Raw genomic sequence first — 25,518 nt, 5'->3', positions numbered from 1 at the left:
AGTCATGGCAGAAGCAGCCGTTGATAACGTTCCAGCCAAGGCCACTCCGGTAGACGGCAAACCGCCGTTGTTCGGTCTGTCCTTCCTGGAAAATCTCTCCGAGATGACCATGCTGCGTCAGGTCGGCCTGTTGGTCGGCCTGGCTGCCAGCGTGGCGATTGGTTTCGCCGTGGTGTTGTGGTCCCAGCAGCCAGACTACCGTCCGTTGTACGGCAGTCTGGAAGGCATGGATGCCAAGCAAGTCATGGAGACCCTGGCTTCTGCCGACATTCCTTACACCGTCGAACCCAACTCTGGCGCCTTGCTGGTCAAGGCCGACGACGTCGCGCGTGCGCGCCTCAAGCTCGCCGCCGCTGGCGTGACGCCGACCGATGGCAACATCGGTTTCGAAATCCTCGACAAGGACCAGGGCCTGGGCACCAGCCAGTTCATGGAAGCGACCCGTTATCGTCGCGGCCTGGAAGGTGAGCTGGCGCGGACCATTTCCAGCCTGAACAACGTCAAGGGTGCACGTGTGCACCTGGCCATTCCGAAAAGCTCGGTATTCGTGCGCGATGAGCGCAAGCCGAGTGCTTCGGTATTGGTCGAATTGTATTCCGGCCGGTCCCTTGAGCCAGGCCAGGTCGTTGCCATTATCAATCTGGTGGCGACCAGCGTACCCGAGCTGAGCAAGTCGCAGATCACTGTGGTCGACCAGAAGGGCAACCTGCTGTCCGACCAGGCGGAAAATTCCGAACTGACCATGGCCGGCAAGCAATACGACTACAGCCGCCGCATGGAAGGCATGTTCACCCAGCGGGTACATAACATTCTGCAACCCATCCTGGGCAATGGTCGCTACAAGGCCGAAGTCTCCGCGGATGTGGATTTCAGCGCCGTCGAATCGACTTCCGAGCAGTTCAACCCGGATCAACCGGCGTTGCGCAGCGAGCAGTCGGTGAACGAGCAGCGTACCGCCAGCAATGGTCCGCAGGGCGTGCCCGGTGCCCTGAGCAACCAGCCGCCGTCGCCGGCCAGCGCGCCGCAAACCACCGGTGGTGCTACGGCGGCCGCCGGCATGGTGCAGCCAGGCCAGCCGCTGATCGATGCCAATGGCCAGCAAATCATGGATCCGGCCACCGGCCAGCCGATGCTCGCGCCGTACCCGGCCGACAAGCGTCAGCAATCGACCAAGAACTTCGAGCTCGACCGTTCTATCAGCCACACCAAGCAGCAGCAGGGCCGTTTGAATCGCCTGTCGGTCGCCGTGGTGGTGGACGACCAGGTCAAGGTCAACCCTGCCAACGGCGAAACCAGCCGTGCGCCGTGGACCGCCGACGAGTTGGCGCGCTTTACTCGCCTGGTGCAGGACGCGGTTGGTTTCGACGCCAGCCGTGGCGACAGCGTCAGTGTGATCAACGTGCCGTTCTCCCTGGAGCGCGGTGAAGAAATCGCCGACATTCCGTTTTATTCGCAACCCTGGTTCTGGGATGTGGTCAAGCAAGTATTGGGTGTGTTGTTCATCCTGATACTGGTCTTCGGTGTACTGCGTCCGGTGCTGAACAACATCACCGGTGGCGGCAAGAACAAGCAGTTGGCAGGCTTGGGCGATGTCGAGTTGGGAGGCATGGGCGGCCTGGATGGCGAATTGGCCAACGATCGCGTCAGCCTCGGCGGGCCGCAGAGCATCCTGCTGCCAAGCCCGAGCGAAGGCTACGACGCTCAGTTGAACGCCATCAAGAGTCTGGTGGCAGAAGACCCGGGTCGTGTGGCCCAGGTCGTGAAAGAGTGGATTAACGCAGATGAGTGATAATCGAGCCGCTGTTGCCAAATTGTCCCGGGTCGACAAAGCCGCGATCCTGCTGCTGTCCCTGGGTTCGACCGACGCCGCCCAAGTGCTGCGTCACATGGGGCCCAAAGAGGTCCAGCGCGTGGGCGTGGCCATGGCGCAAATGGGCAACGTGCACCGTGAGCAGGTCGAGCAGGTGATGAGCGAGTTCGTCGACATCGTCGGCGATCAGACCAGCCTGGGCGTCGGTTCCGATGACTACGTGCGCAAGATGCTGACCCAGGCACTGGGCGAGGACAAGGCCAACGGTCTCATCGACCGGATCCTGTTGGGTGGCAACACCAGCGGCCTGGACAGCCTCAAGTGGATGGAGCCGCGGGCGGTTGCCGACGTGATCCGTTACGAGCACCCGCAGATCCAGGCGATCGTGGTGGCTTACCTCGACCCGGACCAGGCAGGTGAAGTGCTCGGCAACTTCGATCACAAGGTGCGCCTGGACATCATCCTGCGGGTGTCGTCGCTCAACACCGTGCAGCCGGCGGCCCTGAAAGAATTGAACCAGATTCTCGAGAAGCAGTTCTCGGGCAACTCCAACGCCTCGCGCACCACCTTGGGTGGCATCAAGCGCGCGGCGGACATCATGAACTTCCTCGACAGTTCGATCGAAGGTCAGCTGATGGACTCGATCCGCGAAGTCGACGAAGACCTGTCCGGTCAGATCGAAGACCTCATGTTCGTGTTCAACAACCTGTCCGATGTCGACGACCGTGGCATCCAGGCGCTGTTGCGCGAAGTGTCGTCCGACGTGCTGGTGCTGGCCCTCAAGGGTTCGGACGAAGGCGTCAAGGAAAAGATCTTCAAGAACATGTCCAAACGGGCGGCCGAACTGTTGCGCGACGACCTCGAGGCCAAGGGCCCGGTGCGCGTCAGCGACGTGGAAACCGCACAGAAGGAAATCCTCACCATCGCCCGCCGCATGGCCGAAGCCGGGGAAATCGTTCTCGGTGGCAAGGGCGGCGAAGAGATGATCTAAGGTCGTTATGTCTGCCAAGAGTGATGAAGCACCCAGCGACCTGATTCGCGGCCGAGACGTCAGTAATTTCGACGTCTGGTCGCTGCCCAGCTTCGACCCCCACGTGCCCGAGCCTGAGCCGGAGCCCGTGGAGGAACTGCCGGAGATGGAGGAGGTGCCGCTGGAAGAAGTCCAGCCGCTGACCCTCGAGGAAGTCGAGAGCATTCGCCAGGAAGCCTATAACGAAGGCTTCGCCGTGGGCGAAAAGGAGGGCTTCCACAGCACCACGCTCAAGGTCCGCCAGGAAGCCGATGTGGCGTTGACGGCCAAGCTTCGTGCGTTGGAATCGCTGATGCTCAACCTGTTCGACCCCATTGCCGAGCAGGACACCCAGATCGAGAAATCCCTGGTGGGTTTGGTGCAACACATCGCCAAACAAGTGATCCAGCGCGAACTGGCCATCGATTCGACCCAGATCGAACAGGTCATGCGTGAAGCGCTCAAGCTGTTGCCGTTGGGCGTGGGCAATGTGCGGCTGTACATCAATCCCCAGGATTTCGAACTGGTCAAGGCCCTGCGCGAGCGCCATGAGGAAACCTGGCGCATCGTCGAGGATGCGACGCTGCTGCCGGGCGGTTGTCGGGTGGAAACCGAACACAGCCGCATCGACGCCACGGTTGAAACACGCATCAGCCAGATCATGGCCAAATTGTTCGACCAGCTACACGAACAGGCCCTGCACCCGGCCGCCGCCGACCTGAGCCTGGAGTTGCCGGACGAACTCCAAGGTGACGTGGCGACGGTCGAGGAGGAATTGGACGTGCCTGAATTGGATACTTCTGCACTGGACAGCCGCGATGCGCCTTGAGCGAACCAGCTTCGGCAAGCGCCTGGGCAGCTACGCCGAGGCCAGTGAGCTGGCCGGCCAGCCGATCCTGGAGGGTCGCTTGCTGCGCATGGTTGGCTTGACCCTCGAAGCCGAGGGCCTGCGTGCCGCCATGGGCAGCCGCTGCATGGTAATCAACGACGACAGCTACCATCCGGTGCAGGTCGAAGCCGAAGTCATGGGTTTTTCCGGCAGCAAGGTTTTCTTGATGCCGGTGGGCAGTGTCGCCGGCATCGCCCCCGGCGCGCGCGTGGTGCCCCTGGCCGACAACGGACGCCTGCCCATGGGCATGAGCATGCTCGGACGCGTGCTGGACGGGGCCGGACGGGCCTTGGACGGCAAGGGCGGCATGAAGGCCGAAGACTGGGTGCCGATGGACGGCCCGACGATCAACCCCCTCAAGCGTGACCCCATCAGCGTGCCGCTGGACGTGGGCATTCGTTGCATCAACGGTTTATTGACGGTCGGTCGCGGCCAGCGCCTGGGCCTGTTTGCCGGTACCGGCGTAGGTAAGAGTGTGCTGCTGGGCATGATGACCCGCTTCACCGAAGCCGACATTATCGTAGTAGGGCTGATCGGCGAGCGGGGCCGTGAGGTCAAGGAATTCATCGAGCACATCCTCGGCGAGGAAGGGCTCAAGCGTTCGGTCGTGGTGGCTTCGCCTGCGGACGATGCACCGCTGATGCGTATGCGGGCGGCGATGTATTGCACCCGTATCGCCGAGTATTTCCGCGACAAGGGCAAGAACGTCCTGTTGCTGATGGATTCGCTCACTCGTTTCGCCCAGGCCCAGCGGGAAATCGCCCTGGCCATCGGCGAGCCGCCGGCCACCAAGGGTTATCCGCCTTCGGTGTTCGCCAAGCTGCCGAAACTGGTCGAGCGCGCCGGCAATGCGGAAAAGGGCGGCGGTTCCATCACCGCGTTCTATACCGTGCTGTCCGAAGGTGACGACCAGCAAGACCCCATCGCCGACTCGGCCCGGGGCGTACTCGACGGCCACATCGTGCTGTCCAGGCGCCTGGCCGAAGAAGGGCACTACCCGGCCATCGACATCGAGGCGTCCATCAGTCGGGTCATGCCGTCGGTGATCAGTGCCGAGCATATGAGGCGTGCCCAGCAGTTCAAGCAATATTGGTCGCGCTACCAGCAAAGCCGCGATTTGATCAGCGTCGGCGCCTATGTACCTGGTGGTGACCGCGAGACCGACACCGCCATCAGCCTTTACCCGGCGATGGCCGTTTATCTGCGCCAGAGCCTGAACGACAATATCGGCATGGGTGCCAGCGAAGCGCACCTGCAGACGATTTTCGCTCCGGTCGCTGGCGGATAACCGACCATGGCCACAAGTCGTGCGGCACGCCTGGCGCCCGTGGTGGACATGGCGGAAAAGGCCGAGAAGACCGCCGTCCAGCGCCTGGCGTATTTCCAGGGGCAAGTGGCCGTTGCCGAGAGCAAGCTGGCAGACCTCGAAAATTTTCGACTCGAATACCAGGAGCAGTGGATCGCCCGTGGCGCCCATGGGGTGTCGGGGCAGTGGTTGTTGGGTTACCAAGGATTTCTTGCGCAACTGGGCACTGCCATCGATCAGCAGCGCCAGAGCCTGGTCTGGCACCAGAACAACCTGGAGAAGGCCCGCCAGAGCTGGCAAGAAGCATTCGCCCGGGTCGAAGGGCTGCGCAAACTGGTGCAGCGCTATATCGATGAGGCGCGGCAACTGGAAGACAAGCGCGAACAGAAACTGCTCGATGAATTGTCCCAGCGCCTGCCGCGGCAGAATCCCTACTGATGGGAAACGAGGATTTTGTCGGATGAACGAGGCAAAACCTTGCTCAGACCTTTACCAGATGCTACACCTTGTACACGTATGTCCATGACAAGGAAGCCGATCATGTCAGTCGTTACCGAAGTATCCCCCGATGGGCATAAGCTGACGATCTCGATCAAGGGTCGATTCGATTTCGGGCGGCATCAGGAGTTTCGTGAGTCCTATGAGCGGCTCCACAAGAAACCTGACTCCATCGTGGTGGATTTGAAAGAAGCCACTTACCTCGACAGTTCCGCCTTGGGCATGCTCCTGCTGTTGCGCGATCATGCCGGTGGCGACCAGTCGGATATCCGCGTCGTCAACAGCAGCAGCGACGTCAAGAAAATCCTCGCGATCTCCAATTTCGACAAGCTGTTCGACATCAGTTGATCGCCATGCAATCGTCGTCGGAGCCACTGACGGTCCTGATTGCCGAAGACAGCGCCGCTGATCGACTGCTGCTGTCGACCATTGTCCGCCGCCAGGGCCATCATGTGCTCACGGCGGCCGATGGCGCCGAAGCGGTCGATGTCTATCTGCAACAGCGTCCGCACCTGGTGCTGATGGATGCGATGATGCCGGTGATGGACGGCTTCGAAGCGGCGCAGAAAATCAAACAGTTGGCCGGGGACCAGTTGGTCCCGATCATTTTCCTCACCTCGCTGACTGAGAGCGAAGCCCTGGCCCGTTGCCTGGAAGCAGGCGGCGACGATTTCCTGGCAAAACCCTACAACCAAGTGATCCTGACGGCCAAGATCAAGGCCATGGACCGCTTGCGCCGGTTGCAGGCCACGGTGGTGGAGCAGCGCGACCAGATCGCCCGGCACCATGATTACCTGCTCAACGAACAACGGGTCGCCAAGGCCGTGTTCGACAAGATCGCCCACTCCGGTTGCCTGAGCGCGCCGAACATCCGTTATTTGCAATCACCCTACGCCTTGTTCAACGGCGACCTGCTGCTGGCCGCGTTCAACCCGGCCGGCGACATGCACATCCTGTTGGGGGATTTCACCGGGCATGGCCTGCCGGCGGCGGTCGGCGCGATGCCCCTGGCGGAAGTGTTCTACGGGATGACGGCCAAGGGCTATGGGCTGGCGCAAATCCTGCGGGAGATGAATGCCAAGCTCAAACGCATCCTGCCAGTGGATATGTTCTGCTGCGCGACGCTGTTATGCCTGAGCTTCCAGCGCTGTACGGTGGAGATCTGGAACGGCGGCATGCCCGATGGTTACCTGCATGACAGCCTCAGCGGCGTGCGCACGCCCTTACCGGCGCGACACCTGCCATTGGGCGTGCTCACCCCGCAGTTGTTCGATGACCGCACCGAAGTGCATCCGATGTCGCTGGGGGATCGGGTGTTCCTGCTGTCCGATGGTGTCATCGAGACCAGTGATCGCGACGACCAGCCGTTTGGCGTGGAGCGGTTGCAGCAGGTATTTTCGGCCAACCGTGAGCCCGACCGTCTTTTCGAGGATATCCAGCAGGCGCTGCTGGATTTTCGTGGTGAGGCCCGTGACGACTTCAGCATGGTCGAGGTGCGGCTGGTCGCTCCGACGCAACTCAATCCGCCACCACCGGTCTATTCCGATAGCGGCCAGTCCAGCCCGCTGGATTGGTCGGTGAGCTTCGAGTTCCGTGCGCAGACGCTCAAGCGCTTCAACCCGATGCCCTACCTGTTGCAATTGCTGCTGGAGGTGCATGGGCTCAGGGCGCAGAGCGGCGCCCTTTACAGCGTCATGTCGGAGCTCTACTCCAATGCCCTGGATCACGGGGTGCTGGGCCTCGATTCGAGTCTCAAGCGTGATGCAGCGGGTTTCGCCCGCTACTACAGGGAGCGCAATACACGCCTGGATGAGTTGAGCGACGGTTACGTGCGGGTGCACTTGCACGTTTCGCCAAACGGCGAGGGCGGTCGCCTGGCCATCGAAGTCGAAGACAGTGGCGAAGGGTTCGATGTCGCCCGGGTGCTGGCACGGCCCGTGGACAGTGATCGATTGTCGGGACGCGGCGTGAGCCTGGTTCGCCAACTGAGCCACCAGGCCAGTTGGTCAGACGATGGTCGTAGTGCGCGCGTGGAGTTTTTCTGGGAGGCTCTGGCATAATTGGGGCCATTCTTGATCAGGGAGCGAACAAGTGAACGAGATTCATCTGGACCGCGACGTGCTTAGCACGTTGAAGGAAGTCATGGAGGAGGGGTATCCGGAGTTGCTGGATACGTTTCTCAACGACTCCGAGGCTCGCTTGCGCGTGCTGCATGAAGCACGGGACGCTGAAAAACTGAGCGCCACCGCCCACAGCTTCAAGGGCAGCAGCAGCAACATGGGCGCCATTCGCCTGGCCGAGTTGTGCGGCGAGCTGGAACAGCGTGCCAAGCAGCCGTCCTTGGGCGGCATCGAAAACCTGGTCAACGAAATCGACAGCGAATTTGCCCATGTCCGCAAGCTGTGCCGGGAAGAGCGTGAAGGTTTCCACTGCTGAGATTTGACGGTCGGGTAAAACGTTGGCCCGTGCCTTGCATTGCCTAGTCTCGACTGTACCTATGATTCCAGTGCAGCGGAGACCTTTTTATGCCCGTCACCCCTAATTCATTGCTTCAGGCCTCCGTCCAGGCCAAGCCCCAGGCCGCCGTCAATTCACCGGCAGCGGCCCCGGACCTCGGGGATAGAGCCTCCAGCTTCGCTCAAGTTTTCGCCAAGCAGGCGCCTGCCAAAGCAGCGGCGGCCCCTGAGCCCGTGGTGAAACCGGCGCGCGACAAGGCCGCTGACAACACCGTCAAAAAAGACGCCGGCAACGAAACCCCTGCCGCCCCGGAACCGACGGTTGCCGATAGCGGCAAACCCTTGCCCGCGGACAAAGCGGCTAGCACCGACGACAAAGCGGCCAGCGATAACGATGCCGACGCGGCTCAAGCGCCGGTGGCGGATGCGGCACCGGTCGATCCGAGCCTCGACCCAGGCGCGCTGACGGACATGGCGGTGCCAGTCGCGACAGCCCCGGCCGAACCTGCCCCCGTGGTGGTCCCGGCTGAGGCTCAGGTAACGACTGCGGTCGCGGCACCGGTTGTCCCATTGGCCGCGCCGGCCCAACCTGCGGTTCCGGTCGTCGATCCAGCCTTCGACCCACAAGCCGATCCGCTCGACGCATTGCCCGCCTTGCGCTTGGCGATGGAGCAGAGCGGTCATGTTTCCGCCAGCAGCCAGGCACAGCCCAAGAGCGCTGCCCCGGCGTCGCTCGACGGCGAGCCGACTTCGGCGCAGACCTTCGCCGCCGGCATGGCCAGCATGCTCAGCGTGCAAGCCGACCAGAACAGCACCGAGTCCGGCAGCCAGGGTGGCGACAAGGCCTTCGGCGGCTTGATCAGCGAGGGTCTCAAGGACTTGAGCGCCGCGTCCAGTGACACCCGCGTAGACGATTTCGCCAACCGCCTGGCTGCACTGACCCAGGCCGCCACGCCCAAAACCGCCAACGCGGTGCCGGTCAATCAACCTATCGCGATGAACCAGAGCGGTTGGACCGAAGAGGTGGTGAATCGGGTGATGTACCTTTCCAGCGTCAATCTCAAGGCGGCCGACATCCAATTGCAGCCCGCCGAACTCGGGCGCCTGGATATCCGGGTGAGCATGGTGCCGGACCAGCAGACCCAGGTCACCTTCATGAGCGCCCACTCCGGCGTTCGCGAAGCCCTCGAAGGCCAGATGCATCGCCTGCGGGACAGTTTTGCCCAGCAGGGCATGGGCCAGGTCGACGTCAGCGTGTCGGACCAATCCCGTGGTTCGCAGAACCAGGAGCAGCAAGCCCAGCAGCAGGCCCAGCAGCAGGCCCGGGCGGGGCGTTCGACCTCTTCCGGTGGACCGATGGATGCCGGGGATGAAGCCACTGCGGCCAGCATCGCTGAAGTGGCCGCCGGCACGACCAGCGTCATTGGCACCAGCGCGGTCGACTACTACGCCTGATCCAATGACGTTTTCCCCTGTGGGAGCGGGCTTGCTCGCGATAGCGGATGGTCAGTCACCCTTGCAGGGGCTGGCCCGCCGCTATCGCGAGCAAGCTCGCTCCCACATTGGTTTTCATGGGTTCTGTAGATCGCATCTGCCCTGTCATCCTGAGTACCGCCACTTCTGGCATAACACTTGCTCCAGCCTTGCCGTGCAACAGTGAAAACCCCGATTAGTGACGGATTATTGGCATGGCGAAGAGCGAAGCAGCAGCTGTAAAAGACCCTGCAACCAAAGGCAAACTCAAGCTGATCATCATGATCGTGGTGGGTTTGCTCCTGGCGATCGGCGTGTCCGTGGGGGCAACCTGGTATTTCATGCACAGCGCTCAAAGCAAGCCGGCGGCGGCAGCGGCCGAAGTCGCGCCAGTGGGCAAGCAGCCGGCGATTTTCGAGCCGATGGCGCCGGCCTTCGTGGCCAACTACACCGTGAACGGTCGCCAACGCTACATGCAGGTCAGCATCACTTTGCAGGGTCGCAACCAGGCTGACCTGGAAGCGCTTCGGGTCCACATGCCGCTGATTCGCAACAACCTGGTGATGCTGTTTTCCGGGCAGAGTTTCGACACCCTGGCCACCCCCGTCGGCCAGGAAATGCTGCGCCAGAAAGCTACGGCCAGCGTGCAGGAAGTGGCTCAGAAAGAGCTCGGCAAAGTGGTGATCGAACAGTTGCTCTTCACTAACTTCGTATTGCAGTAGGAACCCGACATGGCCGTGCAGGACCTGCTGTCCCAGGACGAAATCGATGCGCTGTTGCATGGTGTCGACGACGGTCTGGTACAGACCGAAAACGCTGCTGAACCGGGCAGCGTCAAAAGCTACGACCTGACCAGCCAGGATCGCATCGTTCGCGGACGCATGCCGACCCTGGAAATGATCAACGAGCGTTTCGCCCGATACACCCGCATCAGCATGTTCAACATGCTGCGTCGCTCGGCCGATGTGGCCGTGGGTGGCGTGCAGGTGATGAAGTTCGGCGAGTACGTGCATTCGCTGTACGTGCCCACCAGCCTCAACCTGGTGAAGATCAAGCCGTTGCGCGGCACTGCGTTGTTCATCCTCGACGCCAAGTTGGTGTTCAAGCTGGTGGACAACTTCTTCGGCGGCGACGGTCGTCACGCCAAGATCGAAGGTCGCGAATTCACCCCGACCGAGCTGCGAGTGGTGCGCATGGTGCTGGAGCAGGCCTTCATCGATTTGAAGGAAGCCTGGCAGGCGATCATGGAAGTGAACTTCGAGTACATCAACTCGGAAGTGAACCCGGCCATGGCCAACATCGTCGGGCCGAGCGAAGCCATCGTGGTCTCGACCTTCCACATCGAACTCGATGGCGGTGGCGGCGACCTGCACGTGACCATGCCGTATTCGATGATCGAGCCGGTGCGGGAGATGCTCGACGCCGGTTTCCAGTCGGACCTCGACGACCAGGACGAACGCTGGATCAACGCCTTGCGCCAGGACGTGCTCGACGTCGATGTGCCGATCGGCGCGACGGTCGCCCGGCGCCAACTGCGCCTGCGGGACATTTTGCACATGCAGCCGGGTGACATCATTCCGGTCGAAATGCCCGACGAAATGATCATGCGCGCCAATGGCGTACCGGCCTTCAAGGTCAAGATGGGCTCTCACAAAGGCAACCTGGCGTTGCAGGTGATCGAGCCGATCGAACGCCGCTGAGCGGTGTCGAATTTTTAAGTTTGCGTTTCTAACTGATTTTTGCCCGCCGAGGACAAATGATGGCTAACGATATGAACACCCAGGATGACCAGGCGCTGGCCGACGAATGGGCCGCGGCCCTGGAAGAAACCGGCGATGCCGGGCAGGCTGACATCGATGCCTTGCTGGCCGCCGATAGCGGTAACCACGGCTCCAATCGCTTGCCGATGGAAGAGTTTGGCAGCGTGCCCAAGAGCAATGAACAGGTGACGCTGGACGGGCCGAACCTGGACGTGATCCTCGACATTCCGGTGTCCATCTCCATGGAAGTGGGCAGCACCGATATCAACATCCGCAACCTGCTGCAGCTCAACCAGGGCTCGGTGATCGAGCTGGACCGCCTGGCCGGCGAGCCGCTTGACGTGCTGGTCAACGGCACCTTGATCGCCCATGGCGAAGTGGTGGTGGTCAACGAGAAGTTCGGCATTCGCCTGACGGACGTGATCAGCCCGAGCGAACGCATCAAGAAGCTGCGCTGAGTGAAAGGTTTCCTCGCCGCAGCGTCGATGCTGCCCTTGAGCGTGCTGGCGGCCGAACCGGTTGCCACGGCGGCCGTTGCGCCAGCGTCGGGCACGGGTATCGCCGGGCAACTGGCGCAACTGGTGCTTGGCTTGCTGCTGGTGCTGGGCTTGATCTTCTTTCTCGCCTGGTTGTTGCGGCGCGTGCAACAGGCGGGGCCTGCGGGCAAGGGCCAGGTCATCGACATCGTCGGTTCCCGTGCGCTCGGGCCGCGCGACCGGCTGGTGCTGGTGCAGGTCGGCAACGAGCAGATCCTGCTGGGCCTGAGCCCGGGCACCATCACTGCGTTGCACGTCCTCAAGGAGCCGGTACAGGTACCCTCCACCGAGTCGGCCAGCCCCGAATTTGCCCAGCGCCTCATGGGGCTGCTGGGGAAAGACCAGAAGGATAAAAAGTAATGCCGTTGCGCATTCTGTTGGCATTGGCCCTGATGCTGGCCGCACCGTTGGCGTTCGCCGCGGACCCGCTGTCGATCCCGGCGATCACCCTGGGAACCAACGCCGAAGGGGCCCAGGAATATTCGGTCAGCTTGCAGATCCTGCTGATCATGACCGCGCTGAGTTTCATTCCGGCGTTCGTCATGCTGATGACCAGCTTCACCCGGATCATCATTGTCTTTTCGATCCTGCGCCAGGCCCTGGGCCTGCAACAGACCCCTTCGAACCAGATCCTCACCGGCATGGCGCTGTTCCTGACCATGTTCATCATGGCGCCCGTGTTCGACCGGGTGAACCGGGATGCGCTGCAGCCTTACCTGGCGGAACAGCTCAGCGCCCAGGATGCCGTGGCCAAGGCCCAGGTGCCGATCAAGGACTTCATGCTGGCCCAGACTCGCAGCAGTGACTTGGAATTGTTCATGCGCCTGTCCAAGCGCACCGACATCCCGAGTGCCGACCAGGCACCGCTGACCATCCTGGTGCCGGCGTTCGTGACGTCCGAGCTGAAGACCGCGTTCCAGATCGGTTTCATGATTTTCATCCCGTTCCTGATCATCGACCTGGTGGTCGCCAGCGTACTGATGGCCATGGGTATGATGATGCTCTCGCCGCTGATCATTTCCCTGCCGTTCAAGATCATGCTGTTTGTATTGGTGGATGGCTGGGCGCTGATCATCGGTACCCTGGCGGGCAGTTTCGGCGGTGTTTAGGCCTCTTGTGCGGGTAGGACGATATGACGCCTGAAGTAGCGGTAGACCTGTTTCGTGAAGCGCTCTGGCTGACGGCTTCGATGGTTGCCATCCTGGTGATCCCCAGCCTGCTGGTGGGCTTGCTGGTGGCGATGTTCCAGGCCGCGACCCAGATCAACGAACAGACCTTGAGCTTCCTGCCGCGCCTGCTGGTGATGCTGGTGACGTTGATCGTCGGCGGCCCCTGGATGGTACAAACCTTCATGGAATACATCCTGCAGTTGTACGGCAGTATTCCGCAGTTGATCGGCTGACCCCATGTCGATGCTCGAGCTGACGGACACCCAGATCAGCACGTGGGTGGCATCGTTCATCCTGCCGCTGTTTCGCGTCACCGCGGTGCTGATGAGCATGCCGATCTTCGGCACGACACTGGTGCCGGCTCGGGTGCGTTTGTACTTCGCCCTGGCGATCACGGTGGTTATCGCGCCCGGGCTGCCACCGATGCCGCCGGTCAATGCCCTGGACCTCAGCGCGCTGATGCTGGTGGCCGAGCAGATTCTCATCGGTGCCTTGATGGGGTTCTCGCTGCAGCTGTTCTTCCAGGCCTTTGTGGTGGCCGGGCAAATCATTTCGATCCAGATGGGCATGGCCTTCGCGTCCATGATCGACCCCACCAACGGCGTCAACACCGCGGTGATCGGCCAGTTCCTGACGATGCTGGTGACCCTGTTGTTCCTCGCCATGAACGGGCATCTGGTGGTGTTCGAGGTCTTGACCGAGAGCTTTACCACCATGCCGGTGGGCAGTGCGTTCCTGATCAATCACTTCTGGGAAATCGCTGGCAAGCTCGGCTGGGTCATGGGTGCCGCGATGGTGCTGGTATTGCCGGCGATCACCGCGTTGCTGGTGGTCAACATCGCGTTTGGCGTAATGACTCGCGCGGCGCCGCAACTGAATATCTTCTCCATTGGTTTCCCTCTGACCCTGGTGCTGGGCATGGTGATCTTCTGGATCAGTCTGGGGGATATCCTCAACCAGTATCAGCCGCTGGCCACCCAGGCCTTGCAGCTTTTACGTGACATGGCACAGGCGCGCTGAACCATGGCCGAGAGCGAGAGTGGTCAGGACAAGACAGAAGACCCCACGGAAAAGCGCCTGCGCGAGTCCCGGGAAAAGGGCGAGATCGCCCGCTCCAAGGAACTCAATACGCTGGCGGTGATGCTGGCAGGAGCGGGTGGGTTGTTGATTTATGGCGGCGGGTTGGCCTTGGACCTGCTGGAAATCATGCGCCTGAATTTCTCCCTGCCTCGCGAAGTACTGCTCTCTCCGGGGTCCATGGCCCAGCATCTGCTGCACTCGGGCAAGATCGCGATCCTGGCGGTGCAGCCGATCCTGATCTGCCTGTTGCTGGCTGCGGTGATCGGCCCGATTTCCCTGGGCGGCTGGCTGTTCGCCGCCGGTAGCCTGGCCCCCAAGTTCAGCCGGATGAACCCGGCCGCCGGCCTCAAGCGCATGTTTTCCACCACGGCGCTGATGGAGTTGCTCAAGGCATTCGGGAAGTTCCTGCTGGTTCTGTTCGTTGCGCTGACGGTGTTGCAGGCCGACATCGACGATCTGCTGCGCATTGCTCACGAACCGCTGGAACAGGCCATTATCCACAGTGTGCAGTTAGTGGGCTGGAGCACATTGTGGATGGCCTGCGGCTTGATCCTGATTGCCGCCATCGACGTGCCGATCCAGCTCTATCAGAGCAAGCAAAAGCTGTTGATGACCAAGCAGGAAGTGCGCGACGAGCACAAGGATGCGGAAGGCAAGCCGGAGGTCAAGCAGCGGATCCGCCAGTTGCAGCGCGAGGTCTCCCAGCGGCGGATGATGGCGGCAATCCCCGACGCCGATGTGGTCATCACCAACCCGACCCACTACGCCGTCGCCCTCAAGTACGACCCCGAAAAAGGCAACGCCCCCGTGTTGCTGGCCAAGGGCAGTGACTTCCTGGCACTGAAGATCCGTGAGATCGCCGTGGCCAATGAGGTGATGCTGCTCGAATCCCCGGCGTTGGCGCGATCAATCTACTACTCCACCGAACTCGACCAGGAAATCCCTGGGGGCCTGTATTTGGCTGTTGCGCAGGTATTGGCCTACGTCTACCAGATCCGCCAGCACCGCGCCGGCAAGGGCAAGCGTCCCGAACCGCTCAAGGATTTGCCGATTCCGCCGGATTTGCGGCGGGATGTTTGATGGGGTTTCAGTGGAGGCTTATTCGAACCCGAGGCGAAGACCGAGGGGCGCTAAAAAGTCCGATTCCCATCTACCATCGCTGTGGAAGCCACTGAGGGAATAATAAGATTCACTACGTCTAATTTCATACTTCCACTTTTCCAGCGCAAACATATTGATTCCTCGTACCTTGCTCGCTTCGCTTAGGGATCCTATAAGATTGATTTTGCCCGTATCTGGCATTCCGGGGCTTTGAAGACGTGATACTGTTTTCCTATCCTGCAAGTAATTAAAAAAATTGACTCGGGAGAGATGGTCAATCTTGTTCTGGAAGAGGCGCGTATATTTACGTGGATCGAAAGTATTCGGAAGGATTGAAAAGGCCGCTTCTTCAAGTCTTTGCGGGAGGGTGGATAGTATGGTTTTTTTATGTATTGTTTCAATTCCCTCCGTCGCCCGCCATGGACGTTGGATAGTTGTTTTAACTACATAATAACCTTTTGGAGGGAGGGAGAACTTATTGATTACAATCTCGGGCCCCCTTAAATTAAATACGACCTCGGGCCCGCTTAAATGAATTCTCGGGCGAGCAGGAAAAAGAGCCGCGCTCACCCAACGCCAGAGAGAACTGATCCCCATCCTTCCGTTCGGGTCGCTCCTGTTTATTGGATCACCTGAACAATATGCATAAGAGTTTATCCCGCCCTTGCCAAACGGACTCAATTTGTCCGAACTATTAAACCGCATCAAAACCGGATTGAACGCCCGATAACCATTCCCCAGCAAATAATGCCCGGTCACCGGGTCCGGTCGTTCTCCATTGAAGCCGAGCAGGCTCAAAAAACCGTTGCCGATAGTTCGATTGCCATAAGGCGAATAGGCATGGGACTGCCTTTCATTGGAGGAAACGGCATGCAATACCGAGCGTTGCTGATCGGTCGCTAACAATGTCGCTTGCTTTGCGCTGCCTTGGGTTTCGCTCTGGGCCAGCAATTGATCGCCATGTTGGACAATTGACCGGCTGATGGCCCCTTCGATTTCTGTCGTCAGGCGAGACTTGCAATAAAACCGCTGGACAGGCGCGTGAGTCATCACGGTGTGGCAGGTGAGGCGATCCAGAGGGTCATAGCGGTAAGTGCAGAGGTGCGTGGCTGACATGGTCGACGCTCCGTTTGGGTGAGGCTCCGTTGGATTATCGGGGTTGGGGTGCAAAGGGGGAACTAGCAGAACTGTTAGGTTTGCCTGGAAAGCGCCAGGCCCCGTGGCGAGGGAGCTTGCTCCCGCTCGGTTGCGCAGCGACCGCGATAACAGGTGTGTCTGATGTTTCGTATTCGACTTGTTTCGGGGCCGCTTCGCGACCCAGCGGGAGCAAGCTCCCTCGCCACAGGTTCGTCGTTTGCCTTAGGTGAACAGCATGACCCTGTGGGAGCGAGCTTGCTCGCGATTGCAATGATCCAGTCGATACAGATATTGACTGACAAATCGCCATCGCGAGCAGGCTCGCTCCCACAAAGTTGAATGTGCGTCAGCCGCTCTATTCCCGCCTCCGGCAAAAGTTGGAAGGCTTCTTGCAATACCCCGCCTGCGCCCCCTCCGGGCGTCAAAAGTTTGCTTCACAGGAACGGGGAATATTGGTGGATCGCTCTCAGTTACTCAGCTCTGCACGCAGCAATGTCGTAGACCTCAGCCGGGGTAATCTGGGCGTGCCGCTGTTGCTGCTGGTCATGCTCGCCATGATGATGCTGCCGGTGCCGCCGTTCCTGCTGGACGTGTTCTTCACGTTCAACATCGCCCTGTCGATCGTGGTGCTGCTGGTGTGCGTCTACGCCCTGCGGCCGCTGGATTTCGCGGTGTTCCCGACCATCCTGCTGGTGGCCACGCTGTTGCGCCTGGCGCTGAACGTGGCGTCCACCCGGGTGGTGATGATTCATGGCCAAGAAGGCCACGCCGCCGCCGGTAAGGTGATCCAGGCCTTTGGCGAAGTGGTGATCGGCGGTAACTACGTGGTCGGTATCGTGGTCTTCGCCATCCTGATGATCATCAACTTCGTCGTGGTGACCAAGGGCGCCGGGCGGATTTCCGAGGTAAGCGCGCGTTTCACCCTCGATGCGATGCCCGGCAAACAGATGGCGATCGACGCCGACCTCAACGCCGGCCTGATCGACCAGAGCCAGGCCAAGCTGCGCCGCCTGGAAGTGGCCCAGGAAGCCGAGTTCTACGGCTCCATGGACGGTGCCAGTAAATTCGTGCGCGGTGACGCCATCGCCGGCCTGTTGATTCTGTTCATCAACCTGATCGGCGGCATGGCCGTCGGCATCTTCCAGCATGGCATGACCTTCGGCGATGCCGGCAAGGTATACGCCTTGTTGACCATCGGTGACGGTTTGGTGGCGCAATTGCCATCACTGCTGTTATCCACAGCCGCCGCGATCATGGTGACCCGCGCTTCGGGCTCCGAGGACATGGGCAAGCAGATCAACCGGCAGATGTTCGCCTCGCCCAAGGCCCTGGCTGTTGCCGCCGGCCTGATGGCGGTGATGGGCCTGGTGCCTGGCATGCCGCATTTTTCCTTCCTGAGCATGGCGGCCCTGGCAGCTGGCGGTGCCTACCTGTTCTGGAAGAAGCAGAACGTGCAGAAAGTCCAGGCCCTGCAAGAGGTCAAGCGCCAGCAGGAACTGCTGCCGTCGCCGGCCCGCGCCATGGAAACCAAGGAACTGGGCTGGGATGACGTGACGCCCATCGACATGATCGGCCTGGAAGTCGGTTATCGCCTGATTCCTTTGGTCGACCGCAACCAGGGTGGTCAGTTGCTGGCGCGGATCAAGGGGGTGCGCAAGAAGCTCTCCCAGGACCTGGGCTTCTTGATGCCCACTGTGCACATCCGCGACAACCTCGACCTGGCGCCGAGCGCCTATCGTCTGACACTGATGGGCGTGATCCTGGCCGAAGCCGAGATCTACCCCGACCGCGAGCTGGCGATCAACCCTGGCCAGGTCTACGGCAGCCTCAACGGCATCACCGCCAAGGATCCGGCTTTTGGCCTGGAGGCGGTGTGGATCGAAATCAGTCAGCGGGCCCAGGCCCAGTCCCTCGGCTACACCGTGGTGGACGCCAGTACCGTGGTGGCGACCCACTTGAACCAGATTCTGTACAAGCACTCCAGCGAGTTGATTGGCCACGAAGAAGTCCAGCAACTCCTGCAAGTACTGGCCAAAGGCTCGCCGAAGCTGGCTGAAGAGTTGGTGCCGGGCGTGGTTTCGTTGTCGCAGTTGCTCAAGGTGCTGCAAGCGTTGTTGGCCGAACAAGTGCCCGTGCGCGACATACGCAGTATTGCCGAAGCCATCGCCAACAACGCGTCCAAGAGTCAAGATACCGCCGCCTTGGTGGCCGCGGTTCGGGTCGGCGTATCCCGTGCAATCGTCCAAAGCATTGTAGGCACTGAGTCTGAGCTGCCTGTTATCACCTTGGAGCCAAGGTTGGAACAGATATTGCTCAATAGTCTGCAGAAGGCAGGACAAGGCTCGGAAGAGGGTGTTCTGCTGGAGCCAAGCATGGCCGAGAAGCTGCAGCGTTCGCTGATCGAGGCAGCCCAGCGGCAAGAGATGCAAGGCCAACCGGTGATCCTGCTGGTGGCCGGTCCGATTCGCGCGATGCTCTCGCGATTCGGACGCCTCGCGGTCCCGGGGCTGCATGTGCTGGCGTACCAGGAAATACCGGACAACAAGCAAGTGACCATCGTTGCGACAGTAGGGCCCAACGGCTGAGGTAGTGGTTTATGCAAGTGAAGCGTTTTTTCGCCGCAGACATGCGTCAGGCCATGAAACTGGTTCGTGACGAGCTGGGCGCTGAAGCAGCCATCATTGGCAACCGTCGTATCGCCGGCGGTGTCGAGCTGACGGCGGCCCTGGATTACAAATTGTCGGCGCTGGCGCCACGGGTTCCGAACATGGAACTTGAAGATGAGCTGCGCAAGACTCAATCGCGCATCGCCAGCGCCCAGGCCGAACTGAGCCTGCGCAGCAGCGAAGGCGAAGGTGCGCCGGGCATCAATCGTCAATTGTTCGCCGGTCAACCGCTGACCGCCGGCCTGCCGTTGACCGCCGCCGAACCGCTGATGGAACAGGTCCAGGCCGAACCGCGTCGTCCAGAGCCGGCACCTGCCGCGCCAGCCCGTGGGCTTGACCCGCGCGCCCTGGACTCGATGCGCTTCGAACTCAACAGCCTGCGCGAGCTGATGGAAGTCCAGCTCGGCTCCCTGGCCTGGAACCAGCTGCAAGGCAGCCGTCCGGCCCAGGCCAACCTGTGGCGTCGCCTGCAACGCATCGGCCTGTCCGGCCCGTTGTCCCGCGACCTGCTGGCGCTGATCAATGGTATCGAAGAGCCGCGCCAAGCCTGGCGCATGTTGCTGGCGCACCTGGCACGCATGATTGCCACGCCGGAAGTCGAGCCGCTGGAAGAGGGCGGGGTCATTGCCATGGTCGGTCCTGCCGGCATGGGCAAGACCACCACCCTGGCCAAGCTCGCCGCCCGTTATGTACTCAAGTACGGCGCCCAGAGCATCGCCCTGGTAAGCATGGACAGTTTCCGTATCGGTGCCCAGGAACAACTCAAGACCCTGGGCCGCATCCTCAATGTGTCGGTGACCCATGTGGATCCGGGCCAATCCCTGGCCCAGGCGCTGGAGCCGCTGCTGCGCAAACGCGTCGTGCTGATCGATACCGCCGGCCTGCAAGCCAGCGATCCGGCCCTGCGCATGCAGCTCGAAAGCCTGGCCGGACGCGGTATCAAGTCAAAAAATTATCTCGTGTTGGCAACCACCAGCCAAAAACAGGTTCTAACCGCCGCATATCACAGCTACAAACGCTGCGGGCTGGCCGGCTGCATCCTGACTAAGCTGGACGAAACGGCAAGCCTGGGCGAGGTGTTGAGCCTGGCGATCGGTCATGAACTGCCGGTGGCCTACCTGACCGATGGGCCGCGGATCCCGGATGATTTGCATCTGCCGCGCCGTCATCAATTGGTCAGTCGTGCCGTAAGTGTGCAAATGCAGGAAGAACCCAGCGAGGAAGCCATGGCTGACATGTTCGCTGACATCTACCACAGCCCGACCAAGCAGGTCGGCTGAGGTAATCATGAATATTTTTTGTACCTACATCGATGGTCTGCCATGCATTGTTCCGTATGCGAACGCGCAGCCAGTAATGTGGCCTCCGTCTAAGAAGACAAGGTAAAGAACGAACATGGGCAGCATGCATCCCGTACAGGTGATCGCGGTGACCGGCGGCAAAGGTGGCGTCGGGAAGACTAACGTGTCAGTGAACTTGTCCCTGGCTCTGGCAGAGCTTGGCCGACGGGTCATGCTGCTGGACGCCGACCTGGGCCTGGCGAACGTCGACGTGTTGTTGGGGCTTACCCCCAAACGCACCCTGGCGGACGTGATCGAAGGCCGTTGCGAACTGCGCGACGTGCTGTTGCAGGGGCCGGGCGGGATTCGCATCGTGCCGGCTGCCTCCGGCACCCAGAGCATGGTTCACCTGACCCCGGCGCAGCACGCGGGCCTGATCCAGGCGTTCAGCGACATCGGCGACAACCTCGATGTGCTGGTGATCGACACCGCGGCCGGCATCGGCGACTCGGTCGTCAGTTTCGTGCGCGCCGCCCAGGAAGTGCTGCTGGTGGTCTGCGACGAACCGACGTCCATCACCGACGCCTATGCCCTGATCAAACTGCTTAACCGCGACTATGGCATGAACCGCTTCCGCGTCCTGGCCAACATGGCCCAGAGCCCGCAGGAAGGACGCAACCTGTTCGCCAAATTGACGAAGGTCACCGATCGCTTCCTGGACGTCGCCCTACAATACGTCGGTGCAGTGCCTTACGACGAAAGCGTGCGCAAGGCCGTCCAGAAGCAACGTGCCGTTTATGAAGCCTTTCCACGTTCCAAATGCGCGCTGGCGTTCAAGGCGATCGCCCAGAAGGTCGATACCTGGCCACTGCCGGCCAACCCCCGCGGGCATCTGGAGTTTTTCGTCGAGCGTCTTGTGCAACAAACAGCAGGGCCCGTGTTATGACAGCCAGCGGTTACAACCATCTCTACAAAAAATCGGCACGGGACGCCCAATACGAATTGATCGAGCGTTATGCGCCACTGGTCAAGCGTATCGCCTATCACTTGCTGGCGCGGTTGCCAGCCAGTGTCCAGGTCGAGGACTTGATCCAGGCCGGCATGATCGGCCTGCTTGAAGTGTCGAACAAATACGACGCCAGCAAGGGCGCCAGTTTCGAGACCTATGCCGGTATTCGCATTCGCGGGGCGATGCTCGATGAAGTCCGCAAGGGCGATTGGGCGCCGCGTTCGGTGCACCGCAATACCCGCATGGTCAGTGACGCGATTCGGGCAATCGAAGCTAAAACTGGGCGTGACGCTAAAGATCACGAGGTTGCGGCCGAACTCCAGTTGAGTCTCGATGATTATTACGGGATTTTGAACGATACCTTGGGCAGTCGCCTGTTCAGCTTCGACGACCTCTTGCAGGACGGCGAGCACGAAGGGCTGCATGAGGATAACGCGAGTGCTCACATGGAGCCGTCACGTGACCTGGAAGATGAACGTTTCCAGAGCGCGCTGGCGGATGCGATTGCCAATTTGCCGGAACGTGAGCGACTGGTCTTGGCGCTGTACTACGACGAAGAGCTGAACCTCAAGGAAATCGGTGAGGTCCTGGGGGTCAGCGAATCTCGGGTCAGCCAGTTACACAGCCAGTGCGCGGCCCGCTTGCGGGGCCGTTTGGGGGAGTGGCGAGCGCGCTGACAGGCAGTGTGGGGACACTGCGAGCGGGACTGGCATGGCGTTGCCGGGTCAGTTTCCATCCGTTGTGCTCCAGACCGTTGTCGAGTGTTGTGCCGGAATTGATTGAAATGGCGCGTCCAGGTGCTGGGCGCGTTTAAGACTGCTTGGAGGTCGAATTGGACAAGAACATGAAAATCCTCATCGTTGATGACTTCTCAACGATGCGGCGGATCATAAAAAACCTGTTGCGTGACCTTGGGTTCACCAACACGGTCGAGGCGGATGATGGCGTCACAGCCATTCCGGTCCTCAACAGCGGGAGCATCGACTTTCTGGTGACTGACTGGAACATGCCCGGCATGACCGGTATCGACTTGCTGCGCCATGTGCGCGCCGACGAAAAACTCAAGCACCTCCCGGTGCTGATGGTGACTGCCGAAGCCAAGCGCGAGCAGATCATCGAAGCGGCCCAGGCCGGTGTAAACGGCTATGTGGTCAAGCCCTTCACGGCCCAGGCGTTGAAAGAGAAGATCGAAAAAATCTTCGAACGCATCGGTTAACGGCGCCACGGGGGAGCTATGGACAACGAATCTTCAATGGGCGATTTCGAATCGACCCTGAAAAAACATGCCCGCGAACTGGTCGACAGCCTTGAAAAAGGTCGCTTTGGCGATGCGGTTCAAATGATCCATGAGCTCAACCAGACCCGTGACCGTGGTCTGTATCAGGAAGTGGGCAAGCTCACGCGTGAACTGCACAGCGCGATTGTCAATTTCCAGATCGACCCGCACATGCCGCAGGCCGAGGAAGTCTCGCAGATCACCGACGCCACCGAGCGCCTGGGCTATGTGGTCAAGCTGACCGAGGCGGCGGCCAACCGCACCATGGACCTGGTGGAAAGCGCTACGCCGCTGGTCAATGGCCTGAGTGAAGAGGCCCAGGCCTTGAGCACCGACTGGGGCCGGTTCATGCGTCGCGAAGTCGGTGCTGAAGAATTTCGGGAGCTGGCCCGTCGGGTCGACGGTTTCCTGACGCGCAGCAGCAGCGAAAACCGCGCCGTGGCCAGCAACCTCAACGACATTCTGCTGGCCCAGGACTATCAAGACCTGACCGGCCAGGTGATCAAGCGTGTGACCCAACTGGTCACCGAAGTGGAAAGCAACCTGCTCAAACTGGTGCTGATGGCTAGCCAGGTCGACCGCTTTGCAGGCATCGAACACGACCGTGAAGCGATGCTTGCCGAAAAAGATCCACAAAAACATCTCTCTCAGGGTGAAGGTCCGCAAATTCATGCCGATAAAAGAGAAGACGTTATGTCCGGTCAGGACGATGTGGACGATTTGCTGTCCAGCCTTGGATTTTGATTTAGCCCTATTTTAGGAGCAGCCATTAATGAGCTTCGGCGCCGATGAAGAGATCCTTCAGGATTTCCTGGTTGAGGCCGGCGAGATTCTAGAGCAACTGTCCGAACAGCTGGTCGAGCTGGAAAGCCGACCTGATGATGCGGATCTGCTCAATGCAATTTTTCGCGGTTTCCACACTGTAAAAGGAGGCGCCGGCTTCCTCCAGCTCAACGAGCTGGTGGAGTGCTGTCACATTGCCGAGAACGTGTTCGACATCCTGCGCAAGGGTGAGCGTCGCGTTGATTCGGAATTGATGGACGTGGTGCTCGAAGCGCTGGATGCGGTCAACAGCATGTTCAGCGAAGTGCGTGAGCGCTCGCCGATTACCCCAGCCACCCCCGAGCTGCTCGCCGCGCTGGCACGCCTGGCCGAGCCGCAATCGGCTGACGAAGCCGCGCCGGTTGCCGAGGCGGTGGTTGAAGAACCGGTCGCCGAGGAATCGGGCGACATCACCGATAACGAATTTGAACAGTTGCTGGACTCCCTGAGTGCCGTCAAGGCCCAGGCCGAAGCGCCGGCCGCTCAGGTTGCGCCGGCTGCACCGGCCAGCAATGGGGCTGGCAGCGACGAAATCACCGATGCCGAGTTCGAGTCGCTGCTCGACCAGCTTCACGGCAAGGGCCAGTTCGCGCCAGATGCCGTTGTCCCGCCAGCAGCCCCGGCCGCCCCGAAAGCGGCGGGCGACAGCTCGGACATCACCGACGACGAATTCGAAGCCTTGCTCGACCAGTTGCATGGCAAGGGCACCTTTGCCGTTGACGCCCTGGATTCGGCCATCGCTTCCGCGCCGACGCCAGCCAAGCCGGCTGCCGCCGCGGCTGGCAGCGACCTGATCAGCGATCATGAATTCGAATCGCTGCTCGACGAACTGCACGGCAAAGGCAAGTTCACAGAAGTCGGGAAGGCCACGGCTGCCCCTGCTGCCGGCACCACCGCCACTGCTGCGCCAGCGGCCAAGGCCGCGCCTAAACCCGCCGCCAAGGCACCTGAGCCCAAGGCCGAGCCCGCCAATCCTGCCGCCGCCCCGGCGCCTGCCCGTGCTGCGCCGGCTGCGCCGCCAGCGGAAAAACCGGCCAGCGAAGCCGAGACCACCGTTCGGGTCGATACCGCGCGCCTGGACGAGATCATGAACATGGTCGGCGAGCTGGTGCTGGTGCGTAACCGCCTGGTGCGCCTGGGCCTCAACAGCCAGGACGAAGCCATGTCCAAGGCCGTGTCGAACCTTGACGTGGTCACGGCGGACCTGCAAACCGCGGTCATGAAGACGCGGATGCAGCCGATCAAGAAAGTTTTCGGGCGCTTCCCGCGCCTGGTTCGCGACCTGGCTCGCCAGCTCAAGAAAGAAATCAACCTGGAACTGGTGGGTGAAGAGACCGACCTCGACAAGAACCTTGTCGAGGCCCTGGCCGACCCGCTGGTCCACTTGGTGCGCAACGCGGTCGACCACGGCATCGAGTCGCCGGAAGAACGCGAAGCCTCGGGCAAGGTCCGTGGCGGCAAGGTGATCCTGGCCGCTGAGCAGGAGGGCGACCACATCCTGCTGTCGATCTCCGACGACGGCAAGGGCATGGACCCGAACGTGCTGCGTGCCATCGCGGTGAAACGCGGTGTGATGGACAAGGACGCCGCCGACCGCCTGAGCGACACCGAGTGCTACAACCTGATCTTCGCCCCGGGCTTCTCGACCAAGACCGAGATCTCCGACGTGTCGGGCCGTGGCGTGGGCATGGACGTGGTGAAAACCAAGATTTCCCAGCTCAACGGTTCGATCAATATCTACTCGACCAAGGGCCAGGGCTCGAAGATCGTCATCAAGGTCCCGTTGACCCTGGCGATCATGCCGACGCTCATGGTGATGCTGGGCAACCAGGCCTTCGCCTTCCCATTGGTCAACGTCAACGAGATTTTCCACCTCGACCTGTCGCGCACCAACGTGGTCGACGGCCAGGAAGTGGTCATCGTGCGGGACAAGGCGCTGCCGCTGTTCTACCTCAAGCGCTGGCTGGTCAGCTCCGCTGCTCACGTCGAGCAAGGCGAAGGCCACGTGGTGATCCTTTCGGTGGGCACCCAGCGGATCGGCTTTGTCGTCGACCAGTTGGTGGGCCAGGAAGAAGTGGTCATCAAGCCGTTGGGCAAGATGCTCCAGGGCACCCCGGGCATGTCCGGCGCCACCATCACCGGCGACGGCCGCATCGCGTTGATTCTCGATGTGCCAAGCATGCTCAAGCGTTACGCCGCCCGGCGTATTTGATTCTGGAGGGGCGTGGCCCAGGGCCGCGT

25 protein-coding genes are annotated in these 25,518 nt (G+C 61.0%); 24 read left to right on the top strand and 1 reads right to left on the bottom strand.

What is annotated here, in order from left to right; genetic code table 11:
- Positions 1 to 4 precede the first annotated feature (4 nt).
- The 17 genes from fliF (at position 5) to flhB (ending at position 15,066) form a co-directional block, all read left to right on the top strand.
- Positions 5 to 1,789 (top strand): flagellar basal-body MS-ring/collar protein FliF, encoded by a 1,785-nt coding sequence (fliF, locus tag ACIPQ1_RS19125; RefSeq protein ID WP_186704666.1) that lies wholly within the window; start codon positions 5 to 7, stop codon positions 1,787 to 1,789.
- A complete protein-coding gene (fliG, locus tag ACIPQ1_RS19120) occupies positions 1,782 to 2,801 on the top strand; it encodes a flagellar motor switch protein FliG (RefSeq protein ID WP_003184041.1) in 1,020 nt (339 codons plus the stop codon). Before fliF ends, fliG begins: the two co-directional genes overlap by 8 nt.
- Before the next feature lie 7 nt (positions 2,802 to 2,808).
- Positions 2,809 to 3,648 (top strand): flagellar assembly protein FliH, encoded by an 840-nt coding sequence (gene fliH, locus ACIPQ1_RS19115; RefSeq protein ID WP_411386818.1) that lies wholly within the window; start codon positions 2,809 to 2,811, stop codon positions 3,646 to 3,648.
- Positions 3,638 to 4,996: a flagellar protein export ATPase FliI gene (gene fliI, locus ACIPQ1_RS19110; RefSeq protein ID WP_186704668.1), complete on the top strand. Its 1,359-nt coding sequence runs from the start codon at positions 3,638 to 3,640 to the stop codon at positions 4,994 to 4,996. Before fliH ends, fliI begins: the two co-directional genes overlap by 11 nt.
- Positions 4,997 to 5,002: 6 nt before the next feature.
- On the top strand, positions 5,003 to 5,452 hold the full coding sequence (gene fliJ, locus ACIPQ1_RS19105) for a flagellar export protein FliJ (RefSeq protein ID WP_186704669.1): 450 nt from the start codon (positions 5,003 to 5,005) through the stop codon (positions 5,450 to 5,452).
- A 102-nt stretch (positions 5,453 to 5,554) separates the two neighbouring features.
- The gene (locus ACIPQ1_RS19100; protein WP_186704670.1) at positions 5,555 to 5,860 is read left to right on the top strand and encodes an STAS domain-containing protein; all 306 of its coding nucleotides are present in this window, start codon (positions 5,555 to 5,557) and stop codon (positions 5,858 to 5,860) included.
- A 5-nt stretch (positions 5,861 to 5,865) separates the two neighbouring features.
- Positions 5,866 to 7,572, top strand: coding sequence for an ATP-binding SpoIIE family protein phosphatase (locus tag ACIPQ1_RS19095; RefSeq protein WP_250961946.1), 1,707 nt, complete (start codon positions 5,866 to 5,868; stop codon positions 7,570 to 7,572).
- Positions 7,573 to 7,603: 31 nt separating this feature from the next.
- Positions 7,604 to 7,948, top strand: coding sequence for an Hpt domain-containing protein (locus tag ACIPQ1_RS19090; RefSeq protein WP_186728619.1), 345 nt, complete (start codon positions 7,604 to 7,606; stop codon positions 7,946 to 7,948).
- A gap of 89 nt (positions 7,949 to 8,037) precedes the next feature.
- A complete protein-coding gene (locus tag ACIPQ1_RS19085; protein WP_446534611.1) occupies positions 8,038 to 9,423 on the top strand; it encodes a flagellar hook-length control protein FliK in 1,386 nt (461 codons plus the stop codon).
- Positions 9,424 to 9,656: 233 nt separating this feature from the next.
- Positions 9,657 to 10,163 (top strand): flagellar basal body-associated protein FliL, encoded by a 507-nt coding sequence (fliL, locus tag ACIPQ1_RS19080; RefSeq protein ID WP_186704674.1) that lies wholly within the window; start codon positions 9,657 to 9,659, stop codon positions 10,161 to 10,163.
- Between the two features lie 9 nt (positions 10,164 to 10,172).
- A complete protein-coding gene (gene fliM / locus ACIPQ1_RS19075; protein WP_186704675.1) occupies positions 10,173 to 11,141 on the top strand; it encodes a flagellar motor switch protein FliM in 969 nt (322 codons plus the stop codon).
- Positions 11,142 to 11,200: 59 nt separating this feature from the next.
- On the top strand, positions 11,201 to 11,659 hold the full coding sequence (gene fliN / locus ACIPQ1_RS19070) for a flagellar motor switch protein FliN (protein ID WP_053120289.1): 459 nt from the start codon (positions 11,201 to 11,203) through the stop codon (positions 11,657 to 11,659).
- Positions 11,660 to 12,097, top strand: a complete 438-nt coding sequence (gene fliO / locus ACIPQ1_RS19065) for a flagellar biosynthetic protein FliO (protein ID WP_446534610.1) — start codon at positions 11,660 to 11,662, stop codon at positions 12,095 to 12,097.
- Positions 12,097 to 12,846, top strand: a complete 750-nt coding sequence (fliP, locus tag ACIPQ1_RS19060) for a flagellar type III secretion system pore protein FliP (RefSeq protein WP_186704677.1) — start codon at positions 12,097 to 12,099, stop codon at positions 12,844 to 12,846. Before fliO ends, fliP begins: the two co-directional genes overlap by 1 nt.
- A 23-nt stretch (positions 12,847 to 12,869) precedes the next feature.
- Entirely contained in the window at positions 12,870 to 13,139 is a 270-nt protein-coding gene (fliQ, locus tag ACIPQ1_RS19055) for a flagellar biosynthesis protein FliQ (protein ID WP_446534609.1), read from the top strand.
- 4 nt (positions 13,140 to 13,143) lie between these two features.
- A complete protein-coding gene (gene fliR, locus ACIPQ1_RS19050; protein WP_446534608.1) occupies positions 13,144 to 13,926 on the top strand; it encodes a flagellar biosynthetic protein FliR in 783 nt (260 codons plus the stop codon).
- Positions 13,927 to 13,929: 3 nt separating this feature from the next.
- Positions 13,930 to 15,066: a flagellar biosynthesis protein FlhB gene (gene flhB / locus ACIPQ1_RS19045; RefSeq protein ID WP_446534607.1), complete on the top strand. Its 1,137-nt coding sequence runs from the start codon at positions 13,930 to 13,932 to the stop codon at positions 15,064 to 15,066.
- A gap of 18 nt (positions 15,067 to 15,084) precedes the next feature.
- Here the strand turns inward: flhB and ACIPQ1_RS19040 are convergent, their stop codons facing one another.
- Positions 15,085 to 16,203 carry an RHS repeat-associated core domain-containing protein gene (locus ACIPQ1_RS19040; RefSeq protein ID WP_446534606.1) on the bottom strand — a complete coding sequence of 373 codons (1,119 nt, stop codon included), beginning with the start codon at positions 16,201 to 16,203 and terminating at the stop codon, positions 15,085 to 15,087.
- A gap of 476 nt (positions 16,204 to 16,679) precedes the next feature.
- Between ACIPQ1_RS19040 and flhA the strand changes: the two genes are divergently transcribed.
- The 7 genes from flhA (at position 16,680) to ACIPQ1_RS19005 (ending at position 25,489) form a co-directional block, all read left to right on the top strand.
- A complete protein-coding gene (gene flhA / locus ACIPQ1_RS19035; protein WP_446534605.1) occupies positions 16,680 to 18,809 on the top strand; it encodes a flagellar biosynthesis protein FlhA in 2,130 nt (709 codons plus the stop codon).
- A gap of 11 nt (positions 18,810 to 18,820) precedes the next feature.
- Complete coding sequence (gene flhF, locus ACIPQ1_RS19030; protein ID WP_411386825.1) at positions 18,821 to 20,170, top strand: flagellar biosynthesis protein FlhF; 1,350 nt, start codon at positions 18,821 to 18,823, stop codon at positions 20,168 to 20,170.
- A 115-nt stretch (positions 20,171 to 20,285) separates the two neighbouring features.
- Positions 20,286 to 21,116: a flagellar synthesis regulator FleN gene (fleN, locus tag ACIPQ1_RS19025; RefSeq protein ID WP_003184001.1), complete on the top strand. Its 831-nt coding sequence runs from the start codon at positions 20,286 to 20,288 to the stop codon at positions 21,114 to 21,116.
- Positions 21,113 to 21,856: an RNA polymerase sigma factor FliA gene (gene fliA, locus ACIPQ1_RS19020; RefSeq protein WP_014337177.1), complete on the top strand. Its 744-nt coding sequence runs from the start codon at positions 21,113 to 21,115 to the stop codon at positions 21,854 to 21,856. Before fleN ends, fliA begins: the two co-directional genes overlap by 4 nt.
- 167 nt (positions 21,857 to 22,023) lie before the next feature.
- On the top strand, positions 22,024 to 22,395 hold the full coding sequence (locus ACIPQ1_RS19015) for a chemotaxis response regulator CheY (RefSeq protein WP_064378627.1): 372 nt from the start codon (positions 22,024 to 22,026) through the stop codon (positions 22,393 to 22,395).
- An 18-nt stretch (positions 22,396 to 22,413) separates the two neighbouring features.
- Positions 22,414 to 23,199 carry a protein phosphatase CheZ gene (locus ACIPQ1_RS19010; protein ID WP_207966032.1) on the top strand — a complete coding sequence of 262 codons (786 nt, stop codon included), beginning with the start codon at positions 22,414 to 22,416 and terminating at the stop codon, positions 23,197 to 23,199.
- 28 nt (positions 23,200 to 23,227) lie between these two features.
- Positions 23,228 to 25,489 carry a chemotaxis protein CheA gene (locus ACIPQ1_RS19005; protein WP_446534604.1) on the top strand — a complete coding sequence of 754 codons (2,262 nt, stop codon included), beginning with the start codon at positions 23,228 to 23,230 and terminating at the stop codon, positions 25,487 to 25,489.
- Positions 25,490 to 25,518 lie beyond the last annotated feature (29 nt).

Source organism: Pseudomonas sp. LARHCG127, from assembly GCF_052871455.1.
The sequence above is the reverse complement of the archived record's forward strand: the minus strand, read 5'-3'. Positions and strand labels throughout refer to the sequence as shown.

Bases quoted from the DNA above. Each gene is read 5' to 3' on its own strand.
- fliN (WP_053120289.1), top strand. From the start codon at position 11,201: ATGGCTAACGATATGAACACCCAGGATGACCAGGCGCTGGCCGACGAA.
- fliQ (WP_446534609.1), top strand. From the start codon at position 12,870: ATGACGCCTGAAGTAGCGGTAGACCTGTTTCGTGAAGCGCTCTGGCTG.
- fliJ (WP_186704669.1), top strand. From the start codon at position 5,003: ATGGCCACAAGTCGTGCGGCACGCCTGGCGCCCGTGGTGGACATGGCG.
- fliI (WP_186704668.1), top strand. From the start codon at position 3,638: ATGCGCCTTGAGCGAACCAGCTTCGGCAAGCGCCTGGGCAGCTACGCC.
- fliF (WP_186704666.1), top strand. From the start codon at position 5: ATGGCAGAAGCAGCCGTTGATAACGTTCCAGCCAAGGCCACTCCGGTA.
- ACIPQ1_RS19015 (WP_064378627.1), top strand. From the start codon at position 22,024: ATGAAAATCCTCATCGTTGATGACTTCTCAACGATGCGGCGGATCATA.
- fleN (WP_003184001.1), top strand. From the start codon at position 20,286: ATGGGCAGCATGCATCCCGTACAGGTGATCGCGGTGACCGGCGGCAAA.
- fliM (WP_186704675.1), top strand. From the start codon at position 10,173: ATGGCCGTGCAGGACCTGCTGTCCCAGGACGAAATCGATGCGCTGTTG.
- fliH (WP_411386818.1), top strand. From the start codon at position 2,809: ATGTCTGCCAAGAGTGATGAAGCACCCAGCGACCTGATTCGCGGCCGA.
- ACIPQ1_RS19085 (WP_446534611.1), top strand. From the start codon at position 8,038: ATGCCCGTCACCCCTAATTCATTGCTTCAGGCCTCCGTCCAGGCCAAG.
- flhF (WP_411386825.1), top strand. From the start codon at position 18,821: ATGCAAGTGAAGCGTTTTTTCGCCGCAGACATGCGTCAGGCCATGAAA.
- ACIPQ1_RS19040 (WP_446534606.1), bottom strand. From the start codon at position 16,203: ATGTCAGCCACGCACCTCTGCACTTACCGCTATGACCCTCTGGATCGC.
- ACIPQ1_RS19095 (WP_250961946.1), top strand. From the start codon at position 5,866: ATGCAATCGTCGTCGGAGCCACTGACGGTCCTGATTGCCGAAGACAGC.
- ACIPQ1_RS19100 (WP_186704670.1), top strand. From the start codon at position 5,555: ATGTCAGTCGTTACCGAAGTATCCCCCGATGGGCATAAGCTGACGATC.
- fliP (WP_186704677.1), top strand. From the start codon at position 12,097: ATGCCGTTGCGCATTCTGTTGGCATTGGCCCTGATGCTGGCCGCACCG.
- fliG (WP_003184041.1), top strand. From the start codon at position 1,782: ATGAGTGATAATCGAGCCGCTGTTGCCAAATTGTCCCGGGTCGACAAA.
- fliA (WP_014337177.1), top strand. From the start codon at position 21,113: ATGACAGCCAGCGGTTACAACCATCTCTACAAAAAATCGGCACGGGAC.
- fliL (WP_186704674.1), top strand. From the start codon at position 9,657: ATGGCGAAGAGCGAAGCAGCAGCTGTAAAAGACCCTGCAACCAAAGGC.
- ACIPQ1_RS19010 (WP_207966032.1), top strand. From the start codon at position 22,414: ATGGACAACGAATCTTCAATGGGCGATTTCGAATCGACCCTGAAAAAA.
- flhB (WP_446534607.1), top strand. From the start codon at position 13,930: ATGGCCGAGAGCGAGAGTGGTCAGGACAAGACAGAAGACCCCACGGAA.
- fliR (WP_446534608.1), top strand. From the start codon at position 13,144: ATGTCGATGCTCGAGCTGACGGACACCCAGATCAGCACGTGGGTGGCA.
- ACIPQ1_RS19005 (WP_446534604.1), top strand. From the start codon at position 23,228: ATGAGCTTCGGCGCCGATGAAGAGATCCTTCAGGATTTCCTGGTTGAG.